We start from the raw sequence: 24,561 nt of genomic DNA, 5'->3' as shown, positions 1-24,561 counted from the left end.
GAACACGTGACAGAGACAAGAAAGGCCCGGTCGAAACCGGGCCTCATCTGCAGAGAATGTGGTGCGCGATACTGGGATTGAACCAGTTCACATGGTTTGCTAGCGTAGGTATGTTGAGCAGCGAAAACAGTGGTTCTGCCTGCGCTTATGCCGGTCAGTGTAGCGCATAGTTGCGGGCAGTTGTGACAGTTTTGGTACGGTCTCGTTAGCTCACAACGAGTTCACGCGAACTCAGAGAGTTCACGGCACTGAGGAGTCTGGTGGTCAGAGGCGAGGGACGCAAGGCCCAGAAGCGCGGAGCATTTGGCACCGCCCACAAACTCCCCAGCGGCCGATACCGGGCGATGTACTTCGGGCCAGACGGCAACAGGTACAAAGCCGACACGACGTTTCTCACCGAGAAGGACGCCCGCGGCTGGCTCTCCCTGCGGCAGGCCGACATCATCTCGAAGGCATGGCAGCCGCCCGGCGCTACAGAGAAGCGCCTGACCCTCGATGAATATGCCGATACCTGGATCCGCAACCGCGACCTGAAGCCCCGCACCCGAGAGCACTACCGCAAGCTACTCGATGAGCACATTCTGCCCGACCTCGGCTCGAAGGCACTCGGCTCGATCACTGCCGACGACGTACGCGAATGGCACACCACATTGGGGGAGCGGAAGACCCCGACACTACGAGCGCACTGCTACGGACTACTGAGGACCATCCTCGGTACGGCGCTCAGCGACGGCAAGATCACGACGAACCCGTGCACCATCCGTGGAGCCGGAAGCGCCAAACGCGTCCACAAGATCAGGCCGGCATCCCTCGAAGAAATCGCCACCATCGCGGAGAGCATGCCTGCGCAGTACCGGACGATGGTGCTCCTCGCCGCCTGGTGCGCACTGCGCTTCGGCGAACTGACCGAGCTGCGGCGCAAAGACATCACCATTGTGGAGGGCGAGGACGAAGGGTACGGAGTAGTCCGTATCGAGCGCGCGGTAGTGCGCACCGATGAGGGCGGCTTTACGGTGACGACACCCAAAAGCGAAGCGGGCCGCCGAGACGTCGAAGTGCCACCCCACCTCATTCCAGTGCTGAAGCAGCACCTTGAGACTCACGTTCAACCTGGCCGCGACTCGCTACTGTTCCCGGCCGCCCATGGTGGGCACCTGGCCCCGGCGAGCCTGTACCGCAGCTTTTACAAAGCTCGCGCAGCGGCGAAACGGGATGACCTGCGCTGGCACGACTTACGCCATTCAGGTGCAGTGCTTGCCGCGGCGACTGGTGCTACTTTGGCGGAACTTATGGCGCGGCTTGGACATTCGACACCCGGCGCGGCTATGCGATACCAGCACGCCGCGCAGGGCAGAGACCGGCAGATCGCCAAGTTGCTGTCCAAGATCGCCGAGGGCGACACGCTGAGTTGATGCGCACTTGCGGGCGCTTCTCGCACGTATGTGCTATAAAATTTCTAGCTAGCGCGACCGAGCAATCGGGGCAAACGGTGGTAACCGATTCCACCGAGCTAGGGACGGACCACGTTACGCGAGACGGTTAATTCGCGGGTACTGCTCGACGTCCAGCAGTGAGATACGCGCCTCTCTGCGCGGGTTCTAAACAAACCCAAACTCACTGTGACGGAGCAACTTCCATGGCGCATCTGCCAACTCAATCCAAACCGAACGCACCAAGCCTGAACCGGGCCGCTCGGAGACATCCCGAACATGCGGTAGCCCGGCGATGGGCATCACTCAAGCAGGCCGCCGAGTACATCGGCATCGACGACGTTCGGACAATCCGAAGGTGGATAAGCGAAGGGCGCATCACCGGATACAAGCTGAATGAGCGGGTCCTGCGAGTTGATTTGAATGAGATCGACTCTGCGATGGTCCCTGTTGGAGGCGGTGTGTAGATGCCTCAAACACGAAGAAGCCCGGGGGCTGAGTCCCGGGCCACCACGTCAACCGCCACAGTCGATGCTCCCGAGTTTAGCGGGATTCCGCGCTGCAAGCGCTGCAAGCGTGCATTGACCACGGACGTGTCCGTGGCACGCGGCTGCGGCTGGCGTTGCCAACGTCACCTCCGCAACGAGGGGACGGCAGCATGACCGGGAAATCGCTGGCCTGGGTTCCCTGCACCCGCACGTTCCCTCAAGACGTTCAAAGCCAACTGGCCCGCCGGCGGGAAGCTGCCAAACGGCTAGAACCGCTCGACTGTGGATGCCGAGACGGCTGGGTCTGCAGATGCACCGAACCGCCATTGGGTGATAAGTCGATCGACGGATGGCGCGACGCAGCACTCCACCTCCTCAAGCAGGGAGTCGGAATCCCCCTGCTGCCCATCGAAGTCCTGCGCTCGTTGTACCGCAGGGGCGGAGACGACCGGGCACTTGCGATGGAGTTGCACTCACTCGCAAACGGGGTGGTCGCATGACCGGAACCGAACAAGAGGTCGACCTCCTCGCCGAAATCATCACCGCCGCTGAACTGCACAACGAAGTATTCCCCCCGCTCGTCCAGTTCGTCCACGGCATCGTACAAGAGGGATTCGGGATCGTGGCAGGACCGCCGAAGCTCGGAAAGTCCTGGTGGACACTGAATCTGGCCCTCGCGGTTGCATCCGGTGGCCACGGCTTCGGCAAGATAGCGGTCGAAGAGAAGGATGTCCTACTCCTCGCGCTGGAGGATTCCCACAGAAGGTTGCAGGACCGCATCCGTGCCGTCTTCGGCGGCGAGATTCCGCCGAAGCGGCTCCACCTCTTAACCGCGGTGCGGCCAAACCTCCTGATCGCCACAATCTCGGCGTGGCTGCTGGCCCATCCTCGCGGGCTAATCATCCTGGACACCTTGGGGCGGGCCCGGCAGCAACGGCGCCAGGGAGAAGACCCCTACCTCGCGGACTACAAAGCCGGTGTCGCACTGAAAGAGGTTGTGGATGCGTTCCCCGGCTCAGCGCTTCTCGGCGTGCACCATTCACGGAAGGCCTCATCAGATGACTTCGTGGACGACTTGTCAGGCACACTAGGCCTGGCCGGTTCGGCGGACTATGTCTTGGTGCTACGTCGCGCTCGCGGCAGCAACGAAGCCACGCTTCAAGTCACCGGCCGGGACGCCCCGGAGGGGGAGTACGCGTTCACTGTTGACAACGGAGCTTGGACGCTGGCTGGTGCAGGCTTGGCGGAAGCCGCTGCCGAGGCTCAAAGTCGCCGTGAGACTAAGAACTTAGGCGACCGCTCCCTCGACGCACTGAAGTTCGTCAACAGTCGCTTAACGACGAAACCCGCTGAACTTGCCGAACACCTGGGCATAGACAACAAGCTGGCAGGCAACACATTGGCGAAGCTGTGCGACCGGCAGCAGATCACCAAAACAGCTTGGGGCACTTACGCACCCCTAAGAAGTGGTGAAAGTAGTGAAACTGGTGAAAGTGCTGGTCAGAGGCACCTTTCGATTGTCGGCACTAGTGGTGAAACTCGAGGGTCAGATTTCACATCTGACCCCTCGATGATGAGTGGTGAAATTCAAAACAGCACTCCACCTGGGGATTCACCACTTTCATCGGTTTCACCACTTTCTGGCGATGGCCAGCGATGCGGATGCGGCGCCGAACTCATCCTCGATGAATCGCTGAAGTCTGGTCAGTGCATGGAGTGCCACTACAGCGGCAGTACGCGATGACCTATCCACATGTGTCGCAACAAGACCGCGACTTGATTGACGACCACGACTTGATCGACAGCGAACCCGCTGGCGACGACACCCACTGAAGGGAACTAGCAATGACCACCAACAACATCGATGACATGACCCCCGACGAAATCCTTGCCGAAGCAGAATCATCCACATCGGCGCTACGCGCATGGATCGACGCGATTGGGCAGGCGCGAGACACCCAACCTGAACGTCTCGCCAAGGCCCGATCCGAGGCCGACGAAGCACGCGGATGGTCACTCATCGAAGAACCATGGGACACCCTGATATCCGCCCTGCCAACCTACAACTCAGACGGACAACGCACCGGCGACTCCCTCGTCCTGCCATCCATCACCGCCAAAGAGTTATTCGGCGCCCGCCTCGCATTCGACATGCTCGACTGCGGCGAAGATCAAGACAGGCTCGATGAGGTCAAGAACCGATTCTTCAGCGAACTGAAGGGCGATCCCGGACTGCTGTTCCTGGTCTGCATGGCTGCCTTGGACACGATCGCCGGTCATATCGTCCCGCAGATGGTCGAGGAAATCGAAACGCGCGCATCCAACTACGACGCACGAGTGATGCTCGCCGAGGCGCGTACCAAGGCGTGGAACGGTCGGGTCAGTGAGCTGCGTGGTGATCATGACCTCACAGGTGAAGGGGGGAGCAGCTGCGATGAGTGAAAGCAGCGTTCCGCGTTGCACCGTCAGCGCCACGAACCCGTTCTGCCACAGCGCCTGCCTGGAGCATGGGTGGCAACACCAGCCGCAGGAGGTGAACTGGTGAGCAATTCGCACTTGTGCGACCCGTCGACCGACCCAGGCGGAGGCTTGATCACCAATGCCCGCGGTCTGCGCGTGATGATCGACATGCTCAAGGCCGGCACGGGTGAACCGGCCGACCCTCTCCGCGTCGTACAAACAGAGACCGGAGGCTGCCCGAACTGCATAGCCAAGCTGTTCTTCGGTATCGCCGCGTTCGCCATCGGAACCCTCACCGCAGCCCACGGCCCCAACACACTCATGGTGCTGGAGTTACAGCTCGCCGGGGTCGAAGCCGACATCGAGGCGGAACATGACGACGACGAATAGCCCCACCCCGTCGCTGGAAGTGCGTATCGCCCAGCGCATCACCAGCGACGGATCCTCCATCATCCCACCCCGCATAGCGCACTGGCTCAACCAACAGATCGGCATGACGCCCGACCGTCGAATCAGGCTGCGCGGCACCGACCCCGGCGCCTACATCGCACTCACAGCGCTCCACCTCTCCGCGCTCCGCTGGTCCGAAAGCGGAACGAATGATGCAGCGCTACAAGGTGATAGCGAAGAATCAACAAGGTGGATGAGCACCACCGAAGCGGCCAAAGCCCTACACGTCACCGACCGATGCATCCGCAAATGGTGCAAGACCGGACAACTCCGAGCCGTCCGGCCAGGTAGCCGCTGGCTCATCGACCGCAACACACTCGCACTGAAGGAGAACAAGATATGAGCCTCGAAGACCTACAAACCGAGGTACAGAGCTACCGCAACCAAGCCAGCCAACTCGCCGAGGAATTCTCCCGCGTACACGCCCAGGTCGAATCAGACCCAGCCCTCACGCCCGCCGGTAAGCGGGAACGGCTGGAACCACTACACGCCGAGGTAGTCGACCAGATCGACGCCCTTCGCGCCCGTGAGAAGGGCGCCATCAAAGGCGTGAAAGAGAAACTGGAGCGCCGACTCTTCGGCCTATCATCCTCTGCCAGCAGCGATCCCGCCAAGGTCGTCAGCTTCCGCGACGCACAATCCCGCGCGCACCAGCTCGAAGACAGCGACGACGCCGCAGAACTCTACGAATCGGCAAAGCGCTCAGGCGACAACATACTCGCCACCGCCGTGCTGGAAAGGGCACTCGTCCGAGGATGGTCCTCCATCAAACAGGACTTCCTCGAACGCAACGCGGCCGCACGCGGCGACCTCGACGACCTCGCCGCCCTCGCCAAGTACACCGACAACGGCTTCCTCAACCTGAGTCACTACATGCCGCCGTCATTGAACCTCCCTCACAGCGCGGGCATGCCAAACATTCCTGCCTTGAACTCCGCCGCGAAACCGCAAGCTGCCCGACCACTTCGCGAAGGTTTCGGCACCTGGTGATCACCCGCCGCACCTAACGCAACAAACCTCACATCAGAAGGAGAACAACATGCTCGACATCACCCAGATCACCCAACCACCGCAGGAAACCGACCACCGACCACCACCAGTAACGATCAGGCTGCGCAACACACAAACTGGCGTCCAGGTCTGCGTCAGTGAGTCGAAAGCCGAACGGCTGATCGCAGACGGCACCTACGAGCCTGTCCCCGCTGTGGAACAACCGCCGAAGCAGGCCGAGCAGAAGCGCGCGGCGAAGGCCGACACACCCGCTCCTGAGACAGATCGGCCGTAACCCATGACCAGCGGCGGCGGCGTCAAACCCGCGGGGTTACTCCTTTCGCTCGCAGGCAAAGGACTTCCTTCGGTACCACCTCCTGGTCGCCACAGGAAGCACCTGCGCCGCCGCCGCACCCCCCCAGGGGCAGGTCCCCGAAGCCACCATCCCACCGACCTCTCTGGGCCTAGGGCTCCGTGTGTGTGAGGTACCCCTACCCCCCCCTTGTGCTGACTGAGAGAGAGCGTTGACTGATGCCGTTCGCCTCGAAAACGATCCGTACGCGTCGCCGAGCTGAGGTCCGCCGGCGCGATGGGGATGCTCCATGCGCTCTCCAAATCACCGCCGACTGCCAGGCGCTCGGTGGTGAGATCGACTATGACGCTCGGCCACCGCATCCTCGTTCGTTTGAAGTGGATCACATCGTCAGCTCCCATGAGGCTGAGCGCCTTGGCTGGTCCCAAGTCGAGGCTGATGCGTTGGACAACTGTCAGGGCGCCTGCCGCCAGTGCAACAGTGCGAAGTCCTCTGGTGTCAAGCAGTCCGTGCCGGTTCGTGCGACGTACATCAATCCGCGGTTCGTCTGAGCATCTGAAGGGTGGTCCGGGGTGGCTAAGTACGAGTCGTTGAATGAGGCGATGGACGCCAAGGACGAGCTTGCCGAGGCGGAGTTGCGCTACAAGCTGCTCTCTGAGGCGTTTGAGGCGATGCCGCAGATTCGGGGGAACTTGAATCCGGCTTTGGAGCGGTCGAAGGCCGAGATCATGCGGTTGCGGGCTGCGGGGCCGCCGAAGGAGAAGGAGGGCGGCAAGGTGGTCGCGTTCGACGCCAACCGTTTCCGTAAGTCGTCGGGCGAGTGACCATTGTGACGAAATATGTTTGCAGGCAACCGCTTTAGTGTTGTCTGTGTGAGATAATTCAAGAGCCAAGGTCTGATGTAGGAGGACTTTGACGTGCCCGAATTAACCTCGGCGTGGATCACCCTTGCGGTGTCCGGTCAGCACCTCAAGCGGGACATCGCCAAGGCGCTCAATGAGGCTGAACGCAACGCGAAGATCAATCCCAAGATCGACAGTGCCAAGCTCGCCAACGAGGGCGCTTCGGCGGGCCGGTCTCTTGGGGCGCGGCTCTCCTCTGCCGCAGGGCAATCCTCTGATTTCTCCGTGCTTGAGCGGAAGATGGCGGACGCCGGCCGGCGCGGCTCCGCTGCGATGAGCAATGCCCTCAAGGTCGGTGTGGCTGGCGCGGCGACCGTCGGGGTGGCTGGGGTGACGGCAGTCCTCAGCAAGGGGTTTGACCGGCTCAAGACCATCGACACCGCCCGCTTCAAACTCCAAGCCCTGGGCAATGATTCAGCCACGGTCGCCAAAATCATGGATTCTGCTCTGGCGTCGGTGAAAGGCACCTCATACGGCCTCGGCGACGCAGCGACCATCGCAGCCAATGCCGTAGCAGCAGGGGTCAAACCCGGCGAGGAACTGACCAACTACCTCAAGCTCACCGCCGACGCTTCTGCTGTCGCCGGATCCTCACTGTCGGACATGGGTCGGATCATCAACCAGGTCCGCACCGGACAGAAGGCCTACACCGATGACCTGAACCAGTTGGCCGACCGCGGCATTCCGATCTATCAGTGGATCGGCGAAGAAGCGGGAGTCGCCGCCGGTGACGTGAAGAAGCTTGCGGCCGACGGCAAGATCTACTCGCAGCAATTCGAGGCGGCCATTAGCAAGCACATCGGCGGCGCAGCGCAGAAGATGGGCCAATCGTTCGACGGTGCAGTCGAGAATTTCCAAGCTGCCACCGCCCGTGTCGGCGCCAACTTCCTCACCGCCATCTTCGGCGGCAAACCTGGCAGCGAACTGGAAGGCCCCACCGAGGCCTTTCAACAGTTGACTAAGCGGTTCGACGAACTCAACGGGTGGGTCACGTCTCACGGACCGCAGATTCACGAACTGTTCGTTGAGGTGGGCCAGGACGTAAAGACCGTCGCGGGCTACCTCGGTGATGTGACCGGGTTCCTCACCGAGCACCCGAAACTCATCCGCGACACAGCCATCGCGTTCGCGGCGTGGAAAACCATCGGCGGCGTCACCTCGCTTATCCGGAACCTCCGTATGGTCGGCGACCAGCTGGACAGCTTGCCCGGCAAAACTCGCACTGGCGCGTGGGGCACCATGGCGCGGCTGGGCAGTGCGCGCAGCCAACTTGGTCTGACAGCGCTCGCGGGCGGCGGCCTGGCATCAGCATCCGACGGTGGATGGGAGCAACTACTCGGCTTCGGAGCGTCGATCGCCGGTGGGGCCACCGTTGGGTCCTTGTTCGGACCTGCCGGGGCGGCGGTCGGCGCTGGTGTGGGGGCGGCAGTCGCGGGTGTGTCATACCTCCTCGGCGAACATGCGCGGGCCGCTCAGTCCGCGGCGGATGCGCAAGCCAATCTCGCAGCGACGCTGGACCGCAGCCGCGCGGCGATGGAGCTGACCAGCCAGGCGCAGAAGACCCTCAACGATGCCTTGCTGTCCTCAGGTGGCACGGTCAACCCGGCGTCGATTGGTGCAGTAGGTGAGCTGATCAACCAGCTTCCCGACAAGCTGGCTGGCGCCTATGACGACGGCAAGATCAAGGCAATGTCGGAGTCGATCAAAACGCTCAATCTGACGACCGACCAGCTGAGCACGATCGTCACCGGAGCGAAGCCCGATTTCGACGCTCTGATTGGGCGGCTCAACGCGCTCGGGCCCGGCGGGGAGCTCGCGGTCACGCAGCTAACCAGCCTGCGTGACACCACACTGGGATTGGCGGACAACGCCAAGACGGCCGCCCCGCTGCTGCAAACGCTGAGTCAGGCCATGGGGGTGGATGTTCCGGAGGCTGCGGCCAAGCTGACCAACGCTTTCGCTGCTGTGCCTAAGGACATTCCGCTCAACCTGAACATGCAGGGTGGGCAGGCGGCGCTTGACATCCTGAAGCAGGCCGGCGCGCAGATCGAAGCCAACAAGGACGGCACGATTCACCTCGCCGCGCCCCTGGCTAACTCGGTACTCGCTCAGCTTCGAGGACTCCACATCCAGCTGGAGCAGAATCGGGACGGCACGATTGTCGTCAAGGTCGATCAGGCCAAGTACGACGACACGATCGCCAAGCTGGGCACGCTTGGCTCCCTGTACAACAATCTGCTTGCCGGACACGGCTCGTTGCCGCTGCCTGCGGTACCCGCGCCGCCGAACCCGAACAACATGGCCGCTGATCCGTTCAAGTTGCCGACACGTGCGTGGGGTGCGATCGTCGCGATGGCAGAGGGTGGTCTGCGCTACATCGACAAGCCCCAATCGGCAGGCATCTATTCAGGGCGTGGCGCAGGGACGATCTTCGCCGAGGAGGAGACCGGCGGGGAAGCCTACATTCCACTGGCCAAGTCGAAACGACCCAGATCCCTGGCCATCCTGATGGAAGTGGCCCGCCTGTTCGGCCTCGATCGCAAAGCAGACGGCGGGATCACCGTTGATGAGCTGAAGTCGTATGCCTCAGGGATTTCCGGTGGCAGCTATGTCCGTGGCGGTCCTGCTGGCCTCACCGGCACTGATTGCAGTGGCGGTCAGGCGGCGATTGCGAACTTCATCACCGGGGCGAATGGTCGGTTCTCCACTGGCAACGAGGCTCAGGCACTCCTGGCGCGCGGGTTCCAGCAGGGCGACCCACCCCCTGGGATCGCGGCCTACTGGGTGGGTTGGAAGAACGGTGGCCCTGGTGGTGGGCATACGGCGGGTACGATCCTGGATCCCGATGGCGGCAACGTCAACGTGGAGATGGGTGGACGGTCCGGGGGTGGCCAGTACGGTGCCGGCGCCGCGGGGGCATCGGAGTTCCCCAACCGGGCCTGGATAGCTCTGGCTGGATATGGGGAGGATCCCTCCAAGGGTGGCGGGAGCTCTGCGCGGGTGCAGTCCGCCCAGGCATCAGTCACCTCGGCGAAAGCGTCTACCGCTTCGGCGCAGAACGCGCTCGAAAAGGCCAACGCTGATCTCGATGCGCTCAAGGCGAAGGGCGCGTCGGCCGACAAGATCACTGCCGCGGAGAAGAAGCGCGACGTGGCCGAGCAGAAGCTCACCGCCGCGCAGGAACGCCAAACCGCGGCCGAGACCCGCCTATCTGAGGTGAAGGACAAAGAGGCGTCCAAGGCCGAGAAGTCCAGCGACAGCGGCGTACAGGACCTCGGCAAGTCCCTGGGATCCAGCCTCTTCGGTGGTGTCATGGAATCCATTGGCATACCCGGGTTCGCGAACCTGTTCGACTCACCCAACGCCAACTCCCTCAAAGCTGCCTTCAACACACTCTCCGGCCCGATCAAGGGTGCGCTGGAAGGCAAGCTGGGCATTCAGCAGCCTGGTTGGTCGCCCGGTATGCCGATCGGCGACGAAGGCAACGTGGTCGGCCTTCCCGGCGGCGGTGGCGGTGGCATCCCGTCGATTGGGCTGCCGGGTGTCAGCGATCTCGTCAAGCCGCTACCCGACGCCGGCTTGCGGCAGCCCATTCATCAGGGGTCTGGTGCCGCCCCAGGGCCGGTCACGAACAACACCACGAACGTGAACTACAGCATCTCCGCCGGTGAACCGAGGGCCGGACTGAGGAAGGCCGATGCGCACGCCTGGCAGAGCTACGGACGGTCCGGAATGAATGCAGTCAAGCCCATGTAGGAGCAGGCTGGGTCAGCCAGGTTGCCGACGTCGGCAACCTGGCCGGTCAGGTCTTCTTGGCTTGTGTGCATCCGTTGGCGCCGTGCCACTCCGAGGTGGGGTCACAGCCACAGCGGGGGCAGTGTGGTGCTTGGCTGCAGTGGGGTTGGTGGTTGCCGTCGATGAATCGGCTGGGTGTGGCGCCGCACTCTGGGCAGGCACCGGCAGTGGGCGTCAGCTCCAAATGTCAGCCTCGGTGAGGCCAGCGGCACGCTCAGCGTCCTGCAACGGAAGGCGGTAGTCGTACTCCCGCAGGTAGGCGGCCCTGGATTTTGCGAGTTCCGCCAGGTCGGTGACGACCTCAGTTCCGAGCGTGCCGTCATCGAGTGCGCTCATCGTGTCCCACCTCCTGTGCTATTACGGATATCCGTAAAATCTGTGGGGGTCGGGCGGCTTGACGATGGCTTTCGACTTGGGCCCGTCCCCGCCAGCGCCCTATGGTCTTTTTACCTGGCGGTCGATTCACGCCTGCCATAAGGGACGGACCGCCCGACCTTGTGGGATCGTACGGCCGCTCCCAGATGGCGGGCCACTGATTTTTGTGGGGGCCCGACTATGGCCATTACGCCCGTGGTTACCTGTGAACCGTCTGTACATTCTCGACATGATCAAGAAGATGGCATTCGTTCTACTGGCGGTTTTCACGGTGTCGGCCTGCGGAACGCCGCATGATGCGGCGTCCACGCCTTCATCCGAATCGACCAAGCCGCCACAGGCGGCCGTGTCAGCGGTGATGACACCAGCCGCTTCGACCGCGGATATCGAGGGCGATTTCCGTAGTAACTTCGGTGATACGAACTGGGGGATGACTGTCACGGGCTTTAGCTTCAAGGATGGGAATCTGCACGTTAGCGCCCAGATCGACAGCTCCGATAAAGCGACCGCAGAGAAGATTCAGCGCGGAGTGGTGAACCTGGTCAGGACAGGTGGACCCTACGCGGCTGGCCCGATCAACTGGGTGATTGTTGAGGACGGGACCGGGGTCGTGGTCACCCAACAGAGCGTCTGATCATCTTCCCGGCCGCCGGGAAACGTGGCTGGGTCAAGCCGTACGGCGATTTCGCCGGGCGGGCAATTGCCTTTTCATCCGATCCGCGGTGTAACGCCCGTGGTTGCCATGATGGCCACCCTACCGGTCTGCACGTCTGTTACAGCCGTGCAGCTTGTGAACCGTGGGTACCGACCAGCTCGTGGTGGCAACTCTCCTTGCCGTTTTGGCAAGACGCGAGGGGTCGCGCTTGAAACGCGACCCCTCGCGGAGGCTGGCCTTGCATTGAGAGTTTCTCAACGCAAGTCGTGGGCAACCGTCACGATGATCGTGACGGGGTTTCTCAACGCAAGTCGTTAGTCGGACACCTCCCGCGGCTTGATGCCCGACGAATCGATCACATACTCATCCTCGCTGCGGTGCTCCTGGTGGTAGTGCGCGAGCAACCTGTCGGGGCCAACAGTCAAGGTCCACAGCTTGGCGGGTGTGGTGGTTTCGAACCGCTTTTGAAACCACACGGCGCGTTCCCGGTCAGCGGTCCACGCCATCCCAGTCCGCCGCACCCCGCCGCGCCACAACTGGATCCGGTCCGGTGGCTCAGACTTCTGGTCGCCGTCGTGATAGCCAACCGCCCGGAAAATCGGCAGCCACTCACGCCGTGGCATGTGTTTTTCCGGGGCGTCGCACATCACCCATGTGTCACCCACTGCCTTGATGAGCTGCTCAGGCGGCAGTCGACGCCACACGTACGACAGAAGGGTGGGCAACTCGTGGCTGCCCATCATGTCCCGCAGCGCTTCCCAATCAGTCTCTCCGTCGCGGGCCCGCTCCACCGCCTGCTGCAGCCGCTGCCCCTCCAATTGGGACTGGAGTCTGCTGAAATTCTCCTGGCTGATGGGGATAGGTTCACCGTTGCCTGTTAGGTGGGCAGCGACTAGTTCGTCCATGCTCTTGAACGTCTGCCCTTCTGTCACGGCGTCTCCTTCTTGGCTTGGTCGTACAGCTTCTCGAGAGTCTCGATCAAACCACCGACATGCGAGTCTGGGACCAGTTCGGGGTTCCACACGAAGTGCGTGAGGAACCACGCGAGTCGCTTGCGTTGATGCGCCCAGTGGTTGCGGTTGGAGACTCGGCAGCAGTCCACGCAATCCATGTCGACCCACCACATGCCCGTTTCGGGGTCCTCGTATTCGGTGTCGCTGAGCTGGTCGGCAATCAGGTGCCCGGGCTTCTCGCGGTCCTTCTCCTTCGATGGCCGGCTGGGGTCGACATGGATTGTCATGGGCTCTCCACAAAGGGCGGTGACCATCTTGGTGCCGTCGTCCCAAGCCGCCTGGGCCTCCTTTGTCCAATAGCGGTGTCGAAGATAGGGATTGCGGGGGAGCAGTTGGCGGTACTCCCGGCGGAGTCGCGCAATGGACTCACCACCCAACGGGTACTTGCTGGTGTCGGGATCGCCAAGCGCAATGAGTTGACTGCGTTCATCCCAGTCTTGATGCGGTCCTGGGCGATTGAGAACGGCGTGCCGGGTGCGCACCCCACACGCATCGCACTTGAGTGACGTCGTCTGTCGCCAGCCCTCCTTCTTTCCTTGGTCGCTGCGGCCGTCGTTCGGATCCTGCCAACGGCGGTAGTCCGAACTCACAGTCCGTTGATTGCCGCATTCACAGCAGAGCGCATCCACCCGTGCGGCCGGTCCGCGCTGTTCGGCCGGTCTAGTGAGGTCGATGCGCCGAGAGTGGGGCTGGTCGAGCTCGACGCCTCGACCGCGCTGGGTTCGGCATGCTTGGCCTGGGTTCACATGGCAGAAGGGGCAGCGGTGCTTCAGCGCCCGCTCCAGCCGCTCCACGACCTCTTTGTTGGGGTTGTAAGCCGTAGTCATCGGACGGCCTCCGCCCCTGCATCGGCTTCAAGGCAGTCGTTGGCCTTGTCCAACAGCACCGCGGCCTGCCGAAGGTGCCCGAGGGCAGCGACCAGATCAGTCACGGCGAACAGCGGGGCATCGGCGGGAAGCGCCTGCAACTCCGCGTTGCCGTCGTGCCGGATCAAGTCGACCTTGTTGACCAGGACATCGAGACGCTGAGCGATCGTCGTGGGTGGGGTGTAGTTCGAGCAGAAGTTGCACACATCCTGACCGGCGGGCACAGGCGCCGTGCAGTGACGGCAAACAGATGGGCGGGAATGTGTTGCGCTGTTTTTGCGCATAGGAGTACGCTCCTGTGTGTTGCGTTGAATCCCCGCTGGTAACGGGGCGAAGATTTCAGAAGGCGGCCCCCGGCAAGGGGCCGCTTTCTTCGTTAAGGGGGGCAGCGGCAACCGCCCCGTTCAAAACGCGCAGACGACAAAAGCAGTGAGTGACGTTCTGTCACTCACTGCTTTGAGTTGGTGGTGCGCGGACCCAGGGAAGTGGTGGCCGGGACATCGATGGCTTGCCCTTCGTCAGGGCTAGCGCTCACGTGTGCTGCGACCAGTTCACATATAGTTCACGGTCTGATTTTCCAGACTGGAAACCGCTGGTGAGAAATGGTGCGCGATACTGGGATTGAACCAGTGACCTCTTCCGTGTCAGGGAAGCGCTCTCCCGCTGAGCTAATCGCGCGGGTCGAAAACCTTCTTGGAGGTGGAGACGGGAATCGAACCCGTGTGCACGGCTTTGCAGGCCGTTGCCTCACCACTCGGCCACTCCACCACTGGGGTTGATGCCACAAATCGCACCTTCGAGCGGATGACGGGATTCGAACCCGCGACCCTCACCTTGGCAAGGTGATGCGCTACCAACTGCGCTACATCCGCGCGCCACGAGCGAGATCGTCGCCCGTCGCGATGCAGAACATTAGTCCACCGACGTGCGCAGACACAAATCCCCATTACGGGAGGGCAAAGCGCGGCCAAAAACGGTGTTTCAGAACAGGTGATAGGCCTGCCGGGAGAGGGTGAACCCGTGGCGGCTCTTCACGTCGAGACATGTGATGCCTGTCGCAGTGCCCTCGCAGCGCAGCGTTCCTGCGGTGATCGAGTCTCGGTCGGCCAGTTGGAGGTCCGCGCGCGGCGCGGCGTCGCCGGCGCATGCGAATTGCGCGGAGCGCCCGGGGCTCAGCGTGATCCCGTGGCCGTAGTCGAACGCGCAACTGGCCGGTCGCAGGGGCGGGGCCCAGTTACGTTCGATGACGTCGCAACGCGCCGTCGCGGTATCGAGGTAGCACCGCACGTTGCCCGACGGCGAGTCGAAGCTCGTCGGCCCCGTGACCTGCCGGTTCACCAGGTCGGCGACGCTCAGGATGTTGGGCGTTACGACCGGGGCCTGATCTGTCATGGCGCCTGGGGCGCTGTGGCAGCCGGAAAATAGTGCACTAGCAGCAAAAACTGCGCTGCTGACCGCCGGCCAGCGGACCTGCAGGTGAACCATGACGGGTGACCATACGCCCGCATCGGCGTGCATATTTGGCAAATCAAACAAGTCGATCGGGTGGATACCGATTCGGGTCTGACCGGAAACGCGTGCTAGTGTTCGACGTCGTTCCCACGGTCTCGTAGCTCAGTGGGAGAGCGTCCGCCTCACACGCGGAAGGTCGCTGGTTCGAACCCAGCCGGGACCACCATCACCTCAGGCGGCTTCGGAGAAATCCGGGGCCGTTTTTTCGTGGCCGGACACACACGCGGCGGTGACGGAGTGTTGTCCGTCCGATTCGGTAGGGTCCTCCGACGTGACTCAGAGCGTGACCGTCGGAACCATCAAATCCGTAACTGCCCGTCTGGCCGAGGAACTCGCCGTGGGCGAGGGGCAGGTCGTCGCCACCGTGGCGCTGCTGGACGAGGGCGCGACGGTCCCGTTCATCGCCCGGTACCGCAAGGAGGTCACCGGCAGTCTCGACGACGGACAGCTGCGCACGCTCGAAGAACGCCTCGGCTACCTGCGTGAGCTCGACCAGCGTCGGGAGGCCGTGCTGGCTTCGATCGAGGAGCAGGGCAAGCTCACCGACGAGCTGAGGGCGGCCCTGATGGCCGCCGACACCAAGGCGCGGGTCGAAGATATATACCTGCCGTACAAGCCCAAGCGGCGCACCAAGGCCCAGATCGCCAAGGAGGCCGGCCTGGAGCCGCTGGCGGAGCGGCTGTTGGCCGATCCGTCGCTGGTGCCCGACGAGGCGGCCGGCGAGTTCCTCAACGACGACGTCGCCGACGCGGCCGCCGCACTGGAAGGTGCCCGTCACATCATCATCGAACGGGCCTCCGAGGATGCCGAGTTGGTCGGCGCGACCCGTGAGAAATTCTGGAAAGACGGCTCACTGCGTACCGGCCCGTGGTCGGATGAGGCGGCGAAAAGCCCTGCTGCGCAGAAATTCCGGGACTACTTCGAGTTCTCCGAGCCGCTCGAGAACATGCCTTCTCACCGGGTGCTCGCGGTGCTGCGCGGCGAGAAGGAACAGGCACTGTCGCTCAACTTCGACGGCGGTGAGGACGACCTCTACCAGGCGATGATCGCCCAGTCCCTCGGCATCGACATGGCTGCCAAGGCCCCCGCCACTCCGTGGCTGACCACCACTGTGCGGTTGGCCTGGCGCGCCAAGCTGATGATCTCGGCCGCTGTGGACGCCCGCATCCGGCTTCGGCAGCGTGCGGAGGAGGAGGCGGTGGCCGTGTTCGCCCGCAACCTCAAGGATCTGCTGCTGGCTGCGCCGGCCGGCACCCGCGCCACCCTCGGTCTGGATCCGGGTTTCCGCACGGGCGTCAAGGTTGCCGTCGTCGACGCCACCGGCAAGGTGGTCGACACCTGCGCGATCTTCCCGCACCAGCCGCAGAAGCAGTGGGACCAGGCCAAGGCCACTCTGGCGGCGCTGATCGCCCGGCACAACGTCGAGTTGATCGCCGTCGGCAACGGCACCGCCTCGCGCGAGACCGACGCGTTGGCCGGTGAGCTGATCGCCGACATCCGGTCAGCTGGGGCAAAAGCGCCGGCGAAGGCCATGGTCAGCGAGGCCGGCGCCTCGGTGTACTCGGCGTCCGAATACGCGGCCCGGGAGATGCCCAACCTCGACGTGACCCTGCGCGGCGCAGTCTCGATCGCCCGACGTCTGCAGGATCCGCTGGCCGAGCTGGTCAAGATCGACCCGAAGTCGATCGGGGTGGGGCAGTACCAGCACGACGTGACGCCGGGCTCGCTGGCGCGCAGCCTCAATGCCGTCGTCGAAGACGCGGTGAACGCGGTGGGTGTGGATCTCAACACCGCCTCGGTGCCGCTGTTGGCCCGGGTGTCGGGAGTTACCGAATCCCTGGCCGAGGCCATCGTGGCCCACCGTGAGAGCGCCGGTGCCTTCCGCAGCCGCAAGGCGCTGCTGGACGTTCCGCGCCTGGGTCCCAAGGCCTTCGAACAGTGTGCGGGCTTCCTCCGGATCCGCGACGGTGAGGATCCGCTGGACGCCTCGGGTGTGCACCCGGAGTCCTACCCGGTGGTGCGGCGCATCCTTGACCGTTCCAACGTCACGCTCGCCGAGCTCATCGGTGACGAACGCACCCTGCGGGGGCTCAAGCCCGCCGACTTCGCCGACGAGCGGTTCGGTGTGCCCACCGTGACCGACATCCTGGCCGAACTGGAGAAGCCCGGGCGTGATCCCCGGCCGGCGTTCTCCACTGCCACCTTTGCCGCCGGGGTCGAGAAGGTCGCCGACCTCAAGCCCGGCATGGTGCTCGAGGGCGTGGTGACCAACGTGGCCGCCTTCGGCGCGTTCGTCGACGTGGGCGTGCACCAGGACGGTCTGGTGCACGTCTCGGCGATGGCCGACCGGTTCATCTCCGACCCGCATGAAGTGGTGAAGTCGGGCCAGGTGGTCAAGGTCAAGGTGGTCGAGGTCGACGTGGAGCGGCAGCGGATCGGACTGACCCTGCGGCTCAACGACACTCCGCAGCAGGGAAAGCGACCCGACCGCAACGATCGTGGCGGCCAGGGTGGCCAGAACCGTCGTGACGGTGGCGGTAATCAAGGTCGCGGAAATCAAGGGCGCGGCGGTGACCGGCGAAATCAGAACCGCGGCAACAACTCCGGCCGCCGGGACTCGAATCAGCCGATGGGCTCGATGGCCGAGGCGCTGCGCAACGCCGGCTTCGGTAAGTAGCGGTTAGGGCGTCTGCTCCGGGGCCTGATCGGCCCCGGAGTGGTGGCGGCGCCAGGAGCGGTAGCCGCGGTGGGCGGCGAACGCCCCGACGACGGCGGTGACACACCACACCCCGATCGCGGTGTAGGCAAGCGGGGCCGACAGATCACCGATCGACGCGCCCAGCGCGGTGTAGACGAAGGCGCGCGGCACCGAGCCGATGAACGCCCCGACTGCCATCTGCCACAACGGCACCCCGAAGGCTCCGAACGCATAGGACGCCAGGGCGTCGGACAATCCGGGGACGAACCGCTGTCCGACCACCGCCCACAGACCACCCCGTTCGATCTGATGGTCCAGCCGATCGGCCCGTTGCGCCCCGAGCAGAGCCCGGGCGCTGTCGCGGCCGGCGCGTCGCCCGATCAGGCTGGCCACCACCGCGGTGCCCACCGTCGCGCCCAAGGTCACGAAGGTGCCCAACACCGGACCGAACAACACCCCGCTGCCCGCGGCCAGGATCGGGCCCGGCACGAACAGTGCGCCGAGGCAGGCCGACACCACGACATACGCCAGCGGTGCGGCGGGCCCCGTCGAGGCGACCAGGGCCCGGATGTCGTCGACGTCGATCACGCGCGCGACGGCCACGAGATAGAAAAGGCCGAACAGAAAGGCCGCGAACGCGACGAGCCGCAGGATGTGCGGCCGCCGGCTGATGGCGGGGGGATCGTCGTCGTCAGTCATGGCGCCCACGATTCTTCCCCACGGCCGTACCGTCATCGCGGGGCGCGGTCACCTGCCGTCGGGTTGCCACAGCTGCAGCGCGGCGTCTTGGCGCAGCCGTCCTAGGCTGTCGATCCTCCTTGTTCAGCTCGCGGCGCTGTGACTCTTGGCTTTCCGGGCTGCGACGGTGGCCCGGACCTGGTCCATGTCGAGTGCTGCGACCTGCGAGATCAGATCCTCGAGTGCCGCCGGCGGCAGAACCCCGGGCTGGCTGAAGACCAGGACGCCCTCGCGGAAGGCCGCGATGGTGGGGATGGACCGGATTTCCATCAGCGCCGCCAACTCTTGTTCCTGCTCGGTGTCGACCTTGGCATGCACGATCTCGGGGTGGTTGGTGGCCGACCGCTCGAAGGTCGGCGCGAAAGCGCGGCATGGGCCACACCAAGAAGCCCAGAAGTCGACGAGCACGATGTCGTTGTCCCGGATCGTGGACTCGAAATCCGCGTAGCCGATGTTTCGGGTGGTCATTCTGATCTCCTTGTCTTGCGTTGAAGTGCCGGCGATGTCCGCAGGTCGATTCGTTCGACCACTTCCAACATACCCCCAGGGGTATTTATTCCGTGGCCTCGTTCCGCCCTCTGGGCGATGTATCCGCGGGTAGCGTGGCGGCAGAATGGGCACTCGCTTGGTATGGGACGAAAGGAATCGAGAGATGGACATCGCGATGGTGGCCACCACGAGAGGCCCGTTCGACGAGGCTGTCGCTCGTACGCGAGACGCGCTCGCCGAGCAGGGATTCGGTGTGTTGACCGAGATCGACATCAGGGCCACGCTCAACGCCAAACTGGGCGGTGGTGCCGGTGACGAGGTGGGAGACTATCTGATCCTGGGCGCCTGCAATCCTCAGTTCGCCCAGAAGGCACTCGGTGCATACCCACCGATCGGCGTGCTGTTGCCGTGCAATGTGGTGTTGCGCACGGGGCCTGAGGGTGATGCGGTGGTCGTCGTCGAGGCGATGAACCCCAACCTGATGGCCGAGGTGACCGACGAGCCGGCGCTGGCCGATATCGCAGCCGAGGTCGGCCGACGCCTGCAGGCGGCGCTCGACAGTCTTTAGATCACTCCGAGGCCGCGTCGATCACGCCGTCGAGAATCTCGCGTGAGGTCGACAGGTTCCTGATTGCCTGCTCGAGCCGGTTGCGTTCGGCGGTCAGCTCGCTGAGGAGCCGGGGCGTGGCCTGAGGGGCCGGTCCGCCGTCGGTGTCGCGCATACACGGTAGGAGCGACGAGATGGTGCGACTGTGCAGCCCGGCGGCGTAGAGCTCTTGGATGCGGATCACGCGGTCGACAGCCTTCTCCGGATACTCGCGTTGCCCACCAGACGTGCGGTCGGACGCCAACAGTCCCTGCTCTTCGTAATAGCGCAACGACCGTTGGCTGACCCCGGTGCGACGTGCGAGTTCGCCTATGCGCATATGCCAGTTATACCCACGCGACTTGACCCTGACATTGGTGTGAGCTCGTAAGGTTCGCCATGACCACGTCGCAACCGCCTTTCGCCTACAGCCCGATCACTGAACGCCCGCCGATCTGTTGGCCCGGTGGCGCGAGAGTGGCGGTGTACATCGGGCTCAACGTCGAGCACTTCCTCGTCGATCGGCCCTCGACGAGCATCTGGCCGGGGACAGCGGAGCTGACCCCGGATGCGCTCAACTACGGCTGGCGGGATTACGGCGCGCGGGTGGGGATTTGGCGCACCATCGACACCCTCGACCGGCACGGTATTCGTCCCAGTGTGCTGCTGAACACGGCCGTCATCGAGCATCATCCGCAGATCGTCGCCGCCGGTGTGGAACGGAACTGGGCATGGCTGGCGCACGGGCAGACCAACTCGATTCTGCACACCGGGTTGGCTGTCGACGAGGAGCGTCGGATTCTCACCTCGATCGCCGACGACATCGCCGATGCGACGGGCCGGCGCCCGCTGGGCTGGATGGGGCCAGGCCTGACCGAAACCGCGCACACTCCGGACCTGTTGGCCGAACTCGGTTTTCACTATGTCCTCGATTGGACCAACGATGACCAGCCCTATCCGCTGACGGTCCCTGGCATGCTCAGTGTGCCGTATTCGGTCGAGCTCAACGACCTACTGATCTTCGGGAAAGGTTTCACCGGGGGTGAATTCGTGCAGATGGTGATCGATCAGTATGAGCAGCTACACGCGGATTCGGCCACCAGCGGTCGGGTGATGGCCCTGGCGCTGCACCCGTTCGTGATCGGGCAACCGTTCCGGCACAAGTACTTCGATCAGGTTCTGCAGTTTCTGGCCGCTCAACCCGACGTGTGGTTGACGACCAGTGACGAGATCGCCGCGCATGTGCGGAATGATTGCGAACGCCAATAGCCGCAGCACGATTCGGCTCGCAATCCTGGACCGGCGCTGTACGGGGTGTCACACTGCGGTAGGGCGGTGGGGCCGGTGACCGGTGGTCCGCGTCGCCGAGAACGTCGGGAGGACCACGATGACAGCAATCGCCGGCATCGCCCACCGTGAAAACGGTGCCGCACCACCATCGGTGCCTCTCGCCGAGATCGACCTCGGATCGCTCGACTTCTGGGGGCGTGACGACGATGCGCGCGACGGCGCCTTCGCCACGCTGCGTCACGACGCGCCGATCTCGTTCTTCGAGGTGGCCGAGTACGCCGGATTTCCCGGCGGCGCCGGGCATTGGGCATTCACCCGCTACGACGATGTGCACTTCGCCAGCCGGCACCCTGAGCTGTTCAGCTCCAGCCCGACCAGCACCACACTCAACGACGTTCCCGCCGAGATTGCCGAGTTCTTCGGGTCGATGATCACATTGGACGATCCCCGCCACACCCGGCTACGGTGCATCGTCAACCGGGCCTTCACACCCAAGGTGATCGCGCGGATCGAGCAGAGCGTGCGGGACCGAGCGCACCGGCTGGTGTCCGCCATGGTGGGGGCACACCCTGATGGCACCGCGGACTTCGTCGAGGAGGTGGCTTCGCCGCTGCCGCTGCAGATCATCTGCGACATGATGGGCGTCCCGGAGGAAGATCAGGCCAAGCTCTTTCACTGGACCTCGGTGCTCATGGGGGCCGGGGACGACGAGGTTTCCACCGACGATTTCAGTGGGTATCTGCAGGTGGCCACCGAGTTGGCCGGCTACGGCGTGGCGTTGGCCGAACAGCGCCGCGCGCATCCCGGAGACGATCTGACGACGAGTCTCGTGGAGGCGGAAGTCGACGGAGAACGGTTGTCGTCCAACGAGATCGCGTCCTTCTTCATTCTGCTGACGGCGGCGGGCAACGATACGACCCGCAACGCCATCAGTCATGGCATGGTGGCGCTGAGCCGCTATCCCGACGAACGCGCCAGGTGGTGGAACGACTTCGATGCGGTATCGCCGACGGCGGTCGAAGAGATCGTTCGGTGGGCGTCACCGATCATCTTCATGCGGCGCACACTCACCGAGGACGTGGAGCGCAGCGGCGTTCAGATGAAGGCGGGAGACAAGGTCTCGATGTGGTACAACTCGGCCAACCGTGACGAGCAGACCTTCGCCGACCCGTGGCGGTTCGACGTGCTGAGAAATCCCAATCCGCACATCGGGTTCGGCGGCGGCGGAGTGCACTTCTGTCTGGGAGCCAACCTCGCCCGGCGGGAGATCCGGGTGGCCTTCGACGAACTGCGTCGCCAGGTTCCCGACATCGTGGCGATCGGCGAACCGGCCATCCTGCGTTCAGCGTTCGTGCACGGCGTCAAACACCTGCCGGTCGCGTGGACCGCGGTTGACTAGCGCGAGGTTCCTCGAACTCGTGGGTCCGCCGGGGATTCGTAGCCGCCCCGAGCTTCTTGAGGGCGGCGGTCGCGTCGAGGGAGCGCACCGGGCGGCCCACCCGGGCATGTTCGGCGGTGACTCGCTGGATCAGTTCGTTGACGGGGGCCCGCAGACCGTGCAGGCGGGCCTGAAGCACGATCTCACCGTTGAACCAGTCGGTTTCCACCTGGGTGTGGCCCCGGGCCACGCTCTGCCACGTGGAGCTCAAATAGTCGTCGTTAACCCTGCCCTGCAGTAGATCCCCACGCCGTAGCGCATCCTCTTCGGCCGTGACGAAGGGAATGCCGGCCGCGGTGAGAACGTGTTCGGCCTCGGTGCGGGCGCGGGCGACCAGTTCGTCGGCGTCCGGTCCCGGACGGTATGCCGCGATCACGCCATTGCCGAGGTTGGCGATCAGCTTGCGGTGTTTCCACGCCATGACATCGTCGCGTACCGAGGAACTGAACCCGGATGCGCGGAGCGTGGCGGCGACCAGTTCTGCCGGCTCGTCATGGCCGGTGGGGTAGCGGCCGAGATCGAGGATCCCCGCCACCGGGTGGCTCTGTTGAATGACCACACCGGGGTCGAGGTGAGCCGCCGGGAGCATCACCGTGACGCCGTATACATTGGCGAAACTCCGCAGCGCGGCAGGCTCGTTGGCCACTCCGTTCTGGGCGACGAACACCGCGGTCTCCGGCGGGGCATGAGCGCTGAGATCATCCAGGGCCGAGGCGGTTTGGTGACTCTTGACCGCGAGCATCACCACCGGGTCGGCCGACCAGTCGACCTCGCGGGCGCTCGGTGCGGCCGGGAGTGTCACTGCATCGGTACCGGCCTGTGTCACCAGCGTGAGGCCTCGGGCGCGGATCGCGGAGAGGTGTTCGCCGCGGGCGACAGCTGTCACGTCGAACCCGGCGAGCCGCAACCGTGCGGCGATCACGCCGCCTATCGCGCCGACCCCGTACACCACGAGCGGTCGGGGCGTGGTCACGATGCGACACCGAGCGGCTCGGTGGACTGTCCGGGCAAAGCCTGTTCGGCGATCGTCCGGAGGGTGCGCAGGATCAGTGCGATGTTGGGATCGCGCTGCCGGCCGGCGCGCACCACGGCACTGATGGTGCGGCCGCCGAGGGTGAGGTCGTCCACGAGCAGTCCTTCCAGCCTGGAGGGAACCGACAGCCGGGGCACAATGGCCGACGCTACCTCGGTGGCGGCCAGCTCGCAGATGTTCTGGGCGCCGATCAGCCGGTGCTTGACCTGTGGGGTGAACCCGGCGCTCTGGCACGCATGCGTCGCGGCGATCTCGAGGCCGGAGCCCTGAGGGCCCGTCACCCAGAATCCGTCGGCCAGGGCAGACAGGCCCTGAGTGCGGATTCTCAGGTGGGACTGCGTGGGCGCCAGCAGCACGTGTGGTTCGAACAACAAGGGCACGGTGGTCAGTCCGCCGGCGGAGTCGGGCCCGAGGACGTCGTAGTGGCAGGTGATCGCGACGTCCACCTCACTCTGACGCAGCAGGCGCAGCGCGCCCGAACTCGTGTCCTGCTGAACGTGCACACGCAGATCCGGTTCGGTGGTGCTGAGCCGTTGCATCAGGGGAACGGCCAGCGTCGGAATCCCCATGTTGAACGTGGCGATGGCGACCTGCCCTGCCACCCGGTCCCTGGTTTCGGCGACCGCGCTCAATGCCTCGTCGACGGCGGCCAGGACACGACGCACATGCTCGGCGAGGACCTGGCCGCTGCGGGTCAGTCCGAGGGTTCGCCCGTCCCGACGGAACAGGACTGCGCCTGCTTCTTCCTCCAGGACACGAAGTTGTTGGGATACTGCAGAACTCGTGATGTTGCGATGTTCGGCCACGGCGGTCACCGAGCCGAGGTCTGCGAGATCGGACAGCAGCATCATCCGACGTAAGTCCAGCATCAGGCACCTCCTGCGAGGTGATGATCGCAGAACAGGTCGCGCTGCCGCTGACATATGCAGCCGGTTGGGGCCCGTCCCACCGCCCTGATCAGGGGTTTTATGACACGTCGGGTGCAGGAATCACGCCGGTTGTAATTCTCGCGCCTGCGGGCGGTGCCTGAGATGTTAAGT

General features: G+C 64.1%; 26 protein-coding genes, 4 tRNA genes and 1 pseudogene. 18 read left to right on the top strand and 13 right to left on the bottom strand.

Going from position 1 to position 24,561, the window contains the following annotated elements; genetic code table 11:
- Nucleotides 1-260 precede the first annotated feature (260 nt).
- From AC4ELH_RS10370 to AC4ELH_RS10320, 11 genes are all read left to right on the top strand, one after another.
- On the top strand, nucleotides 261-1,412 hold the full coding sequence (locus AC4ELH_RS10370) for a tyrosine-type recombinase/integrase (protein WP_498884383.1): 1,152 nt from the start codon (nucleotides 261-263) through the stop codon (nucleotides 1,410-1,412).
- A gap of 224 nt (nucleotides 1,413-1,636) precedes the next feature.
- A complete protein-coding gene (locus AC4ELH_RS10365; RefSeq protein WP_498884381.1) occupies nucleotides 1,637-1,897 on the top strand; it encodes a helix-turn-helix domain-containing protein in 261 nt (86 codons plus the stop codon).
- A 517-nt stretch (nucleotides 1,898-2,414) separates the two neighbouring features.
- Nucleotides 2,415-3,662 carry an AAA family ATPase gene (locus tag AC4ELH_RS10360; RefSeq protein WP_498884379.1) on the top strand — a complete coding sequence of 416 codons (1,248 nt, stop codon included), beginning with the start codon at nucleotides 2,415-2,417 and terminating at the stop codon, nucleotides 3,660-3,662.
- 101 nt (nucleotides 3,663-3,763) lie between these two features.
- Nucleotides 3,764-4,360 carry a hypothetical protein gene (locus AC4ELH_RS10355; RefSeq protein ID WP_498884378.1) on the top strand — a complete coding sequence of 199 codons (597 nt, stop codon included), beginning with the start codon at nucleotides 3,764-3,766 and terminating at the stop codon, nucleotides 4,358-4,360.
- Nucleotides 4,361-4,459: 99 nt separating this feature from the next.
- A complete protein-coding gene (locus AC4ELH_RS10350; RefSeq protein ID WP_498884377.1) occupies nucleotides 4,460-4,768 on the top strand; it encodes a hypothetical protein in 309 nt (102 codons plus the stop codon).
- A complete protein-coding gene (locus AC4ELH_RS10345; RefSeq protein WP_498884375.1) occupies nucleotides 4,752-5,171 on the top strand; it encodes a helix-turn-helix domain-containing protein in 420 nt (139 codons plus the stop codon). Before AC4ELH_RS10350 ends, AC4ELH_RS10345 begins: the two co-directional genes overlap by 17 nt.
- Entirely contained in the window at nucleotides 5,168-5,818 is a 651-nt protein-coding gene (locus AC4ELH_RS10340; RefSeq protein ID WP_498884373.1) for a hypothetical protein, read from the top strand. The genes AC4ELH_RS10345 and AC4ELH_RS10340 overlap by 4 nt, the downstream gene beginning before the upstream one ends.
- Nucleotides 5,819-5,867: 49 nt before the next feature.
- The gene (locus tag AC4ELH_RS10335; protein ID WP_498884372.1) at nucleotides 5,868-6,113 is read left to right on the top strand and encodes a DUF7302 family protein; all 246 of its coding nucleotides are present in this window, start codon (nucleotides 5,868-5,870) and stop codon (nucleotides 6,111-6,113) included.
- A gap of 236 nt (nucleotides 6,114-6,349) precedes the next feature.
- Nucleotides 6,350-6,682 carry an HNH endonuclease gene (locus AC4ELH_RS10330; RefSeq protein WP_498884370.1) on the top strand — a complete coding sequence of 111 codons (333 nt, stop codon included), beginning with the start codon at nucleotides 6,350-6,352 and terminating at the stop codon, nucleotides 6,680-6,682.
- A gap of 21 nt (nucleotides 6,683-6,703) precedes the next feature.
- Complete coding sequence (locus AC4ELH_RS10325; RefSeq protein WP_498884368.1) at nucleotides 6,704-6,955, top strand: hypothetical protein; 252 nt, start codon at nucleotides 6,704-6,706, stop codon at nucleotides 6,953-6,955.
- 93 nt (nucleotides 6,956-7,048) lie between these two features.
- Complete coding sequence (locus AC4ELH_RS10320; RefSeq protein WP_498884366.1) at nucleotides 7,049-10,789, top strand: tape measure protein; 3,741 nt, start codon at nucleotides 7,049-7,051, stop codon at nucleotides 10,787-10,789.
- Nucleotides 10,790-11,002: 213 nt separating this feature from the next.
- On the opposite strand, the gene AC4ELH_RS10315 is transcribed toward AC4ELH_RS10320, so the two are convergent.
- Complete coding sequence (locus AC4ELH_RS10315) at nucleotides 11,003-11,164, bottom strand: hypothetical protein (protein WP_498884364.1); 162 nt, start codon at nucleotides 11,162-11,164, stop codon at nucleotides 11,003-11,005.
- Nucleotides 11,165-11,432: 268 nt separating this feature from the next.
- On the opposite strand from AC4ELH_RS10315, the gene AC4ELH_RS10310 reads away from it, so the two are divergent.
- Complete coding sequence (locus AC4ELH_RS10310) at nucleotides 11,433-11,837, top strand: hypothetical protein (protein WP_498884362.1); 405 nt, start codon at nucleotides 11,433-11,435, stop codon at nucleotides 11,835-11,837.
- Nucleotides 11,838-12,172: 335 nt separating this feature from the next.
- Here the strand turns inward: AC4ELH_RS10310 and AC4ELH_RS10305 are convergent, their stop codons facing one another.
- From AC4ELH_RS10305 to AC4ELH_RS10295, 3 genes are read right to left on the bottom strand one after another with little or no spacing between them, the layout of a single operon-like run.
- Nucleotides 12,173-12,790 carry a hypothetical protein gene (locus AC4ELH_RS10305; protein ID WP_498884360.1) on the bottom strand — a complete coding sequence of 206 codons (618 nt, stop codon included), beginning with the start codon at nucleotides 12,788-12,790 and terminating at the stop codon, nucleotides 12,173-12,175.
- The gene (locus tag AC4ELH_RS10300; RefSeq protein ID WP_498884359.1) at nucleotides 12,787-13,665 is read right to left on the bottom strand and encodes a zinc finger domain-containing protein; all 879 of its coding nucleotides are present in this window, start codon (nucleotides 13,663-13,665) and stop codon (nucleotides 12,787-12,789) included. The genes AC4ELH_RS10305 and AC4ELH_RS10300 overlap by 4 nt, the downstream gene beginning before the upstream one ends.
- 29 nt (nucleotides 13,666-13,694) lie before the next feature.
- Nucleotides 13,695-13,961: a hypothetical protein gene (locus tag AC4ELH_RS10295; RefSeq protein WP_498884357.1), complete on the bottom strand. Its 267-nt coding sequence runs from the start codon at nucleotides 13,959-13,961 to the stop codon at nucleotides 13,695-13,697.
- A gap of 311 nt (nucleotides 13,962-14,272) precedes the next feature.
- On the opposite strand from AC4ELH_RS10295, the pseudogene AC4ELH_RS10290 reads away from it, so the two are divergent.
- A pseudogene (locus AC4ELH_RS10290) lies at nucleotides 14,273-14,370 on the top strand (hypothetical protein); the annotation flags it as partial.
- On the opposite strand, the gene AC4ELH_RS10285 reads toward AC4ELH_RS10290, so the two are convergent.
- From AC4ELH_RS10285 to AC4ELH_RS10270, 4 genes are all read right to left on the bottom strand, one after another.
- Nucleotides 14,341-14,415: transfer RNA gene (locus AC4ELH_RS10285), tRNA-Val, on the bottom strand. The pseudogene AC4ELH_RS10290 and the gene AC4ELH_RS10285 overlap by 30 nt on opposite strands.
- Before the next feature lie 16 nt (nucleotides 14,416-14,431).
- A tRNA-Cys gene (locus tag AC4ELH_RS10280) sits at nucleotides 14,432-14,505 on the bottom strand.
- Between the two features lie 31 nt (nucleotides 14,506-14,536).
- Nucleotides 14,537-14,609, bottom strand: a tRNA-Gly gene (locus AC4ELH_RS10275).
- Nucleotides 14,610-14,718: 109 nt separating this feature from the next.
- On the bottom strand, nucleotides 14,719-15,129 hold the full coding sequence (locus tag AC4ELH_RS10270; RefSeq protein ID WP_498884355.1) for a hypothetical protein: 411 nt from the start codon (nucleotides 15,127-15,129) through the stop codon (nucleotides 14,719-14,721).
- Between the two features lie 211 nt (nucleotides 15,130-15,340).
- On the opposite strand from AC4ELH_RS10270, the gene AC4ELH_RS10265 reads away from it, so the two are divergent.
- Nucleotides 15,341-15,415 (top strand) — tRNA-Val (locus tag AC4ELH_RS10265).
- A gap of 105 nt (nucleotides 15,416-15,520) precedes the next feature.
- Nucleotides 15,521-17,926 carry a Tex family protein gene (locus AC4ELH_RS10260; protein ID WP_463792154.1) on the top strand — a complete coding sequence of 802 codons (2,406 nt, stop codon included), beginning with the start codon at nucleotides 15,521-15,523 and terminating at the stop codon, nucleotides 17,924-17,926.
- Nucleotides 17,927-17,929: 3 nt separating this feature from the next.
- On the opposite strand, the gene AC4ELH_RS10255 is transcribed toward AC4ELH_RS10260, so the two are convergent.
- Nucleotides 17,930-18,646, bottom strand: coding sequence for a TVP38/TMEM64 family protein (locus AC4ELH_RS10255; protein WP_498884353.1), 717 nt, complete (start codon nucleotides 18,644-18,646; stop codon nucleotides 17,930-17,932).
- Between the two features lie 123 nt (nucleotides 18,647-18,769).
- Nucleotides 18,770-19,153: a thioredoxin gene (trxA, locus tag AC4ELH_RS10250; protein ID WP_463792156.1), complete on the bottom strand. Its 384-nt coding sequence runs from the start codon at nucleotides 19,151-19,153 to the stop codon at nucleotides 18,770-18,772.
- Between the two features lie 184 nt (nucleotides 19,154-19,337).
- On the opposite strand from trxA, the gene AC4ELH_RS10245 reads away from it, so the two are divergent.
- Nucleotides 19,338-19,742: a DUF302 domain-containing protein gene (locus AC4ELH_RS10245; protein WP_064879256.1), complete on the top strand. Its 405-nt coding sequence runs from the start codon at nucleotides 19,338-19,340 to the stop codon at nucleotides 19,740-19,742.
- Nucleotide 19,743: 1 nt separating this feature from the next.
- On the opposite strand, the gene AC4ELH_RS10240 is transcribed toward AC4ELH_RS10245, so the two are convergent.
- Nucleotides 19,744-20,100 (bottom strand): MerR family transcriptional regulator, encoded by a 357-nt coding sequence (locus tag AC4ELH_RS10240; protein ID WP_498884351.1) that lies wholly within the window; start codon nucleotides 20,098-20,100, stop codon nucleotides 19,744-19,746.
- Nucleotides 20,101-20,159: 59 nt separating this feature from the next.
- Here AC4ELH_RS10240 and AC4ELH_RS10235 point away from each other — a divergent pair, with 59 nt between their 5' ends.
- The gene (locus AC4ELH_RS10235; protein ID WP_064879260.1) at nucleotides 20,160-21,029 is read left to right on the top strand and encodes a polysaccharide deacetylase family protein; all 870 of its coding nucleotides are present in this window, start codon (nucleotides 20,160-20,162) and stop codon (nucleotides 21,027-21,029) included.
- A gap of 118 nt (nucleotides 21,030-21,147) precedes the next feature.
- The gene (locus AC4ELH_RS10230) at nucleotides 21,148-22,449 is read left to right on the top strand and encodes a cytochrome P450 (RefSeq protein WP_448446439.1); all 1,302 of its coding nucleotides are present in this window, start codon (nucleotides 21,148-21,150) and stop codon (nucleotides 22,447-22,449) included.
- On the opposite strand, the gene AC4ELH_RS10225 is transcribed toward AC4ELH_RS10230, so the two are convergent.
- Nucleotides 22,412-23,461: a ketopantoate reductase family protein gene (locus AC4ELH_RS10225; protein ID WP_448446441.1), complete on the bottom strand. Its 1,050-nt coding sequence runs from the start codon at nucleotides 23,459-23,461 to the stop codon at nucleotides 22,412-22,414. The two genes, AC4ELH_RS10230 and AC4ELH_RS10225, sit on opposite strands and share 38 nt — an antisense overlap.
- A complete protein-coding gene (locus AC4ELH_RS10220) occupies nucleotides 23,458-24,390 on the bottom strand; it encodes a LysR family transcriptional regulator (RefSeq protein ID WP_448446443.1) in 933 nt (310 codons plus the stop codon). The genes AC4ELH_RS10225 and AC4ELH_RS10220 overlap by 4 nt, the downstream gene beginning before the upstream one ends.
- Nucleotides 24,391-24,561 lie beyond the last annotated feature (171 nt).

The organism is Mycobacterium shunyiense (assembly GCF_058270075.1).
Note: the sequence above shows the minus strand (reverse complement) of the source record. Positions and strands in the feature narration are given on the sequence as shown.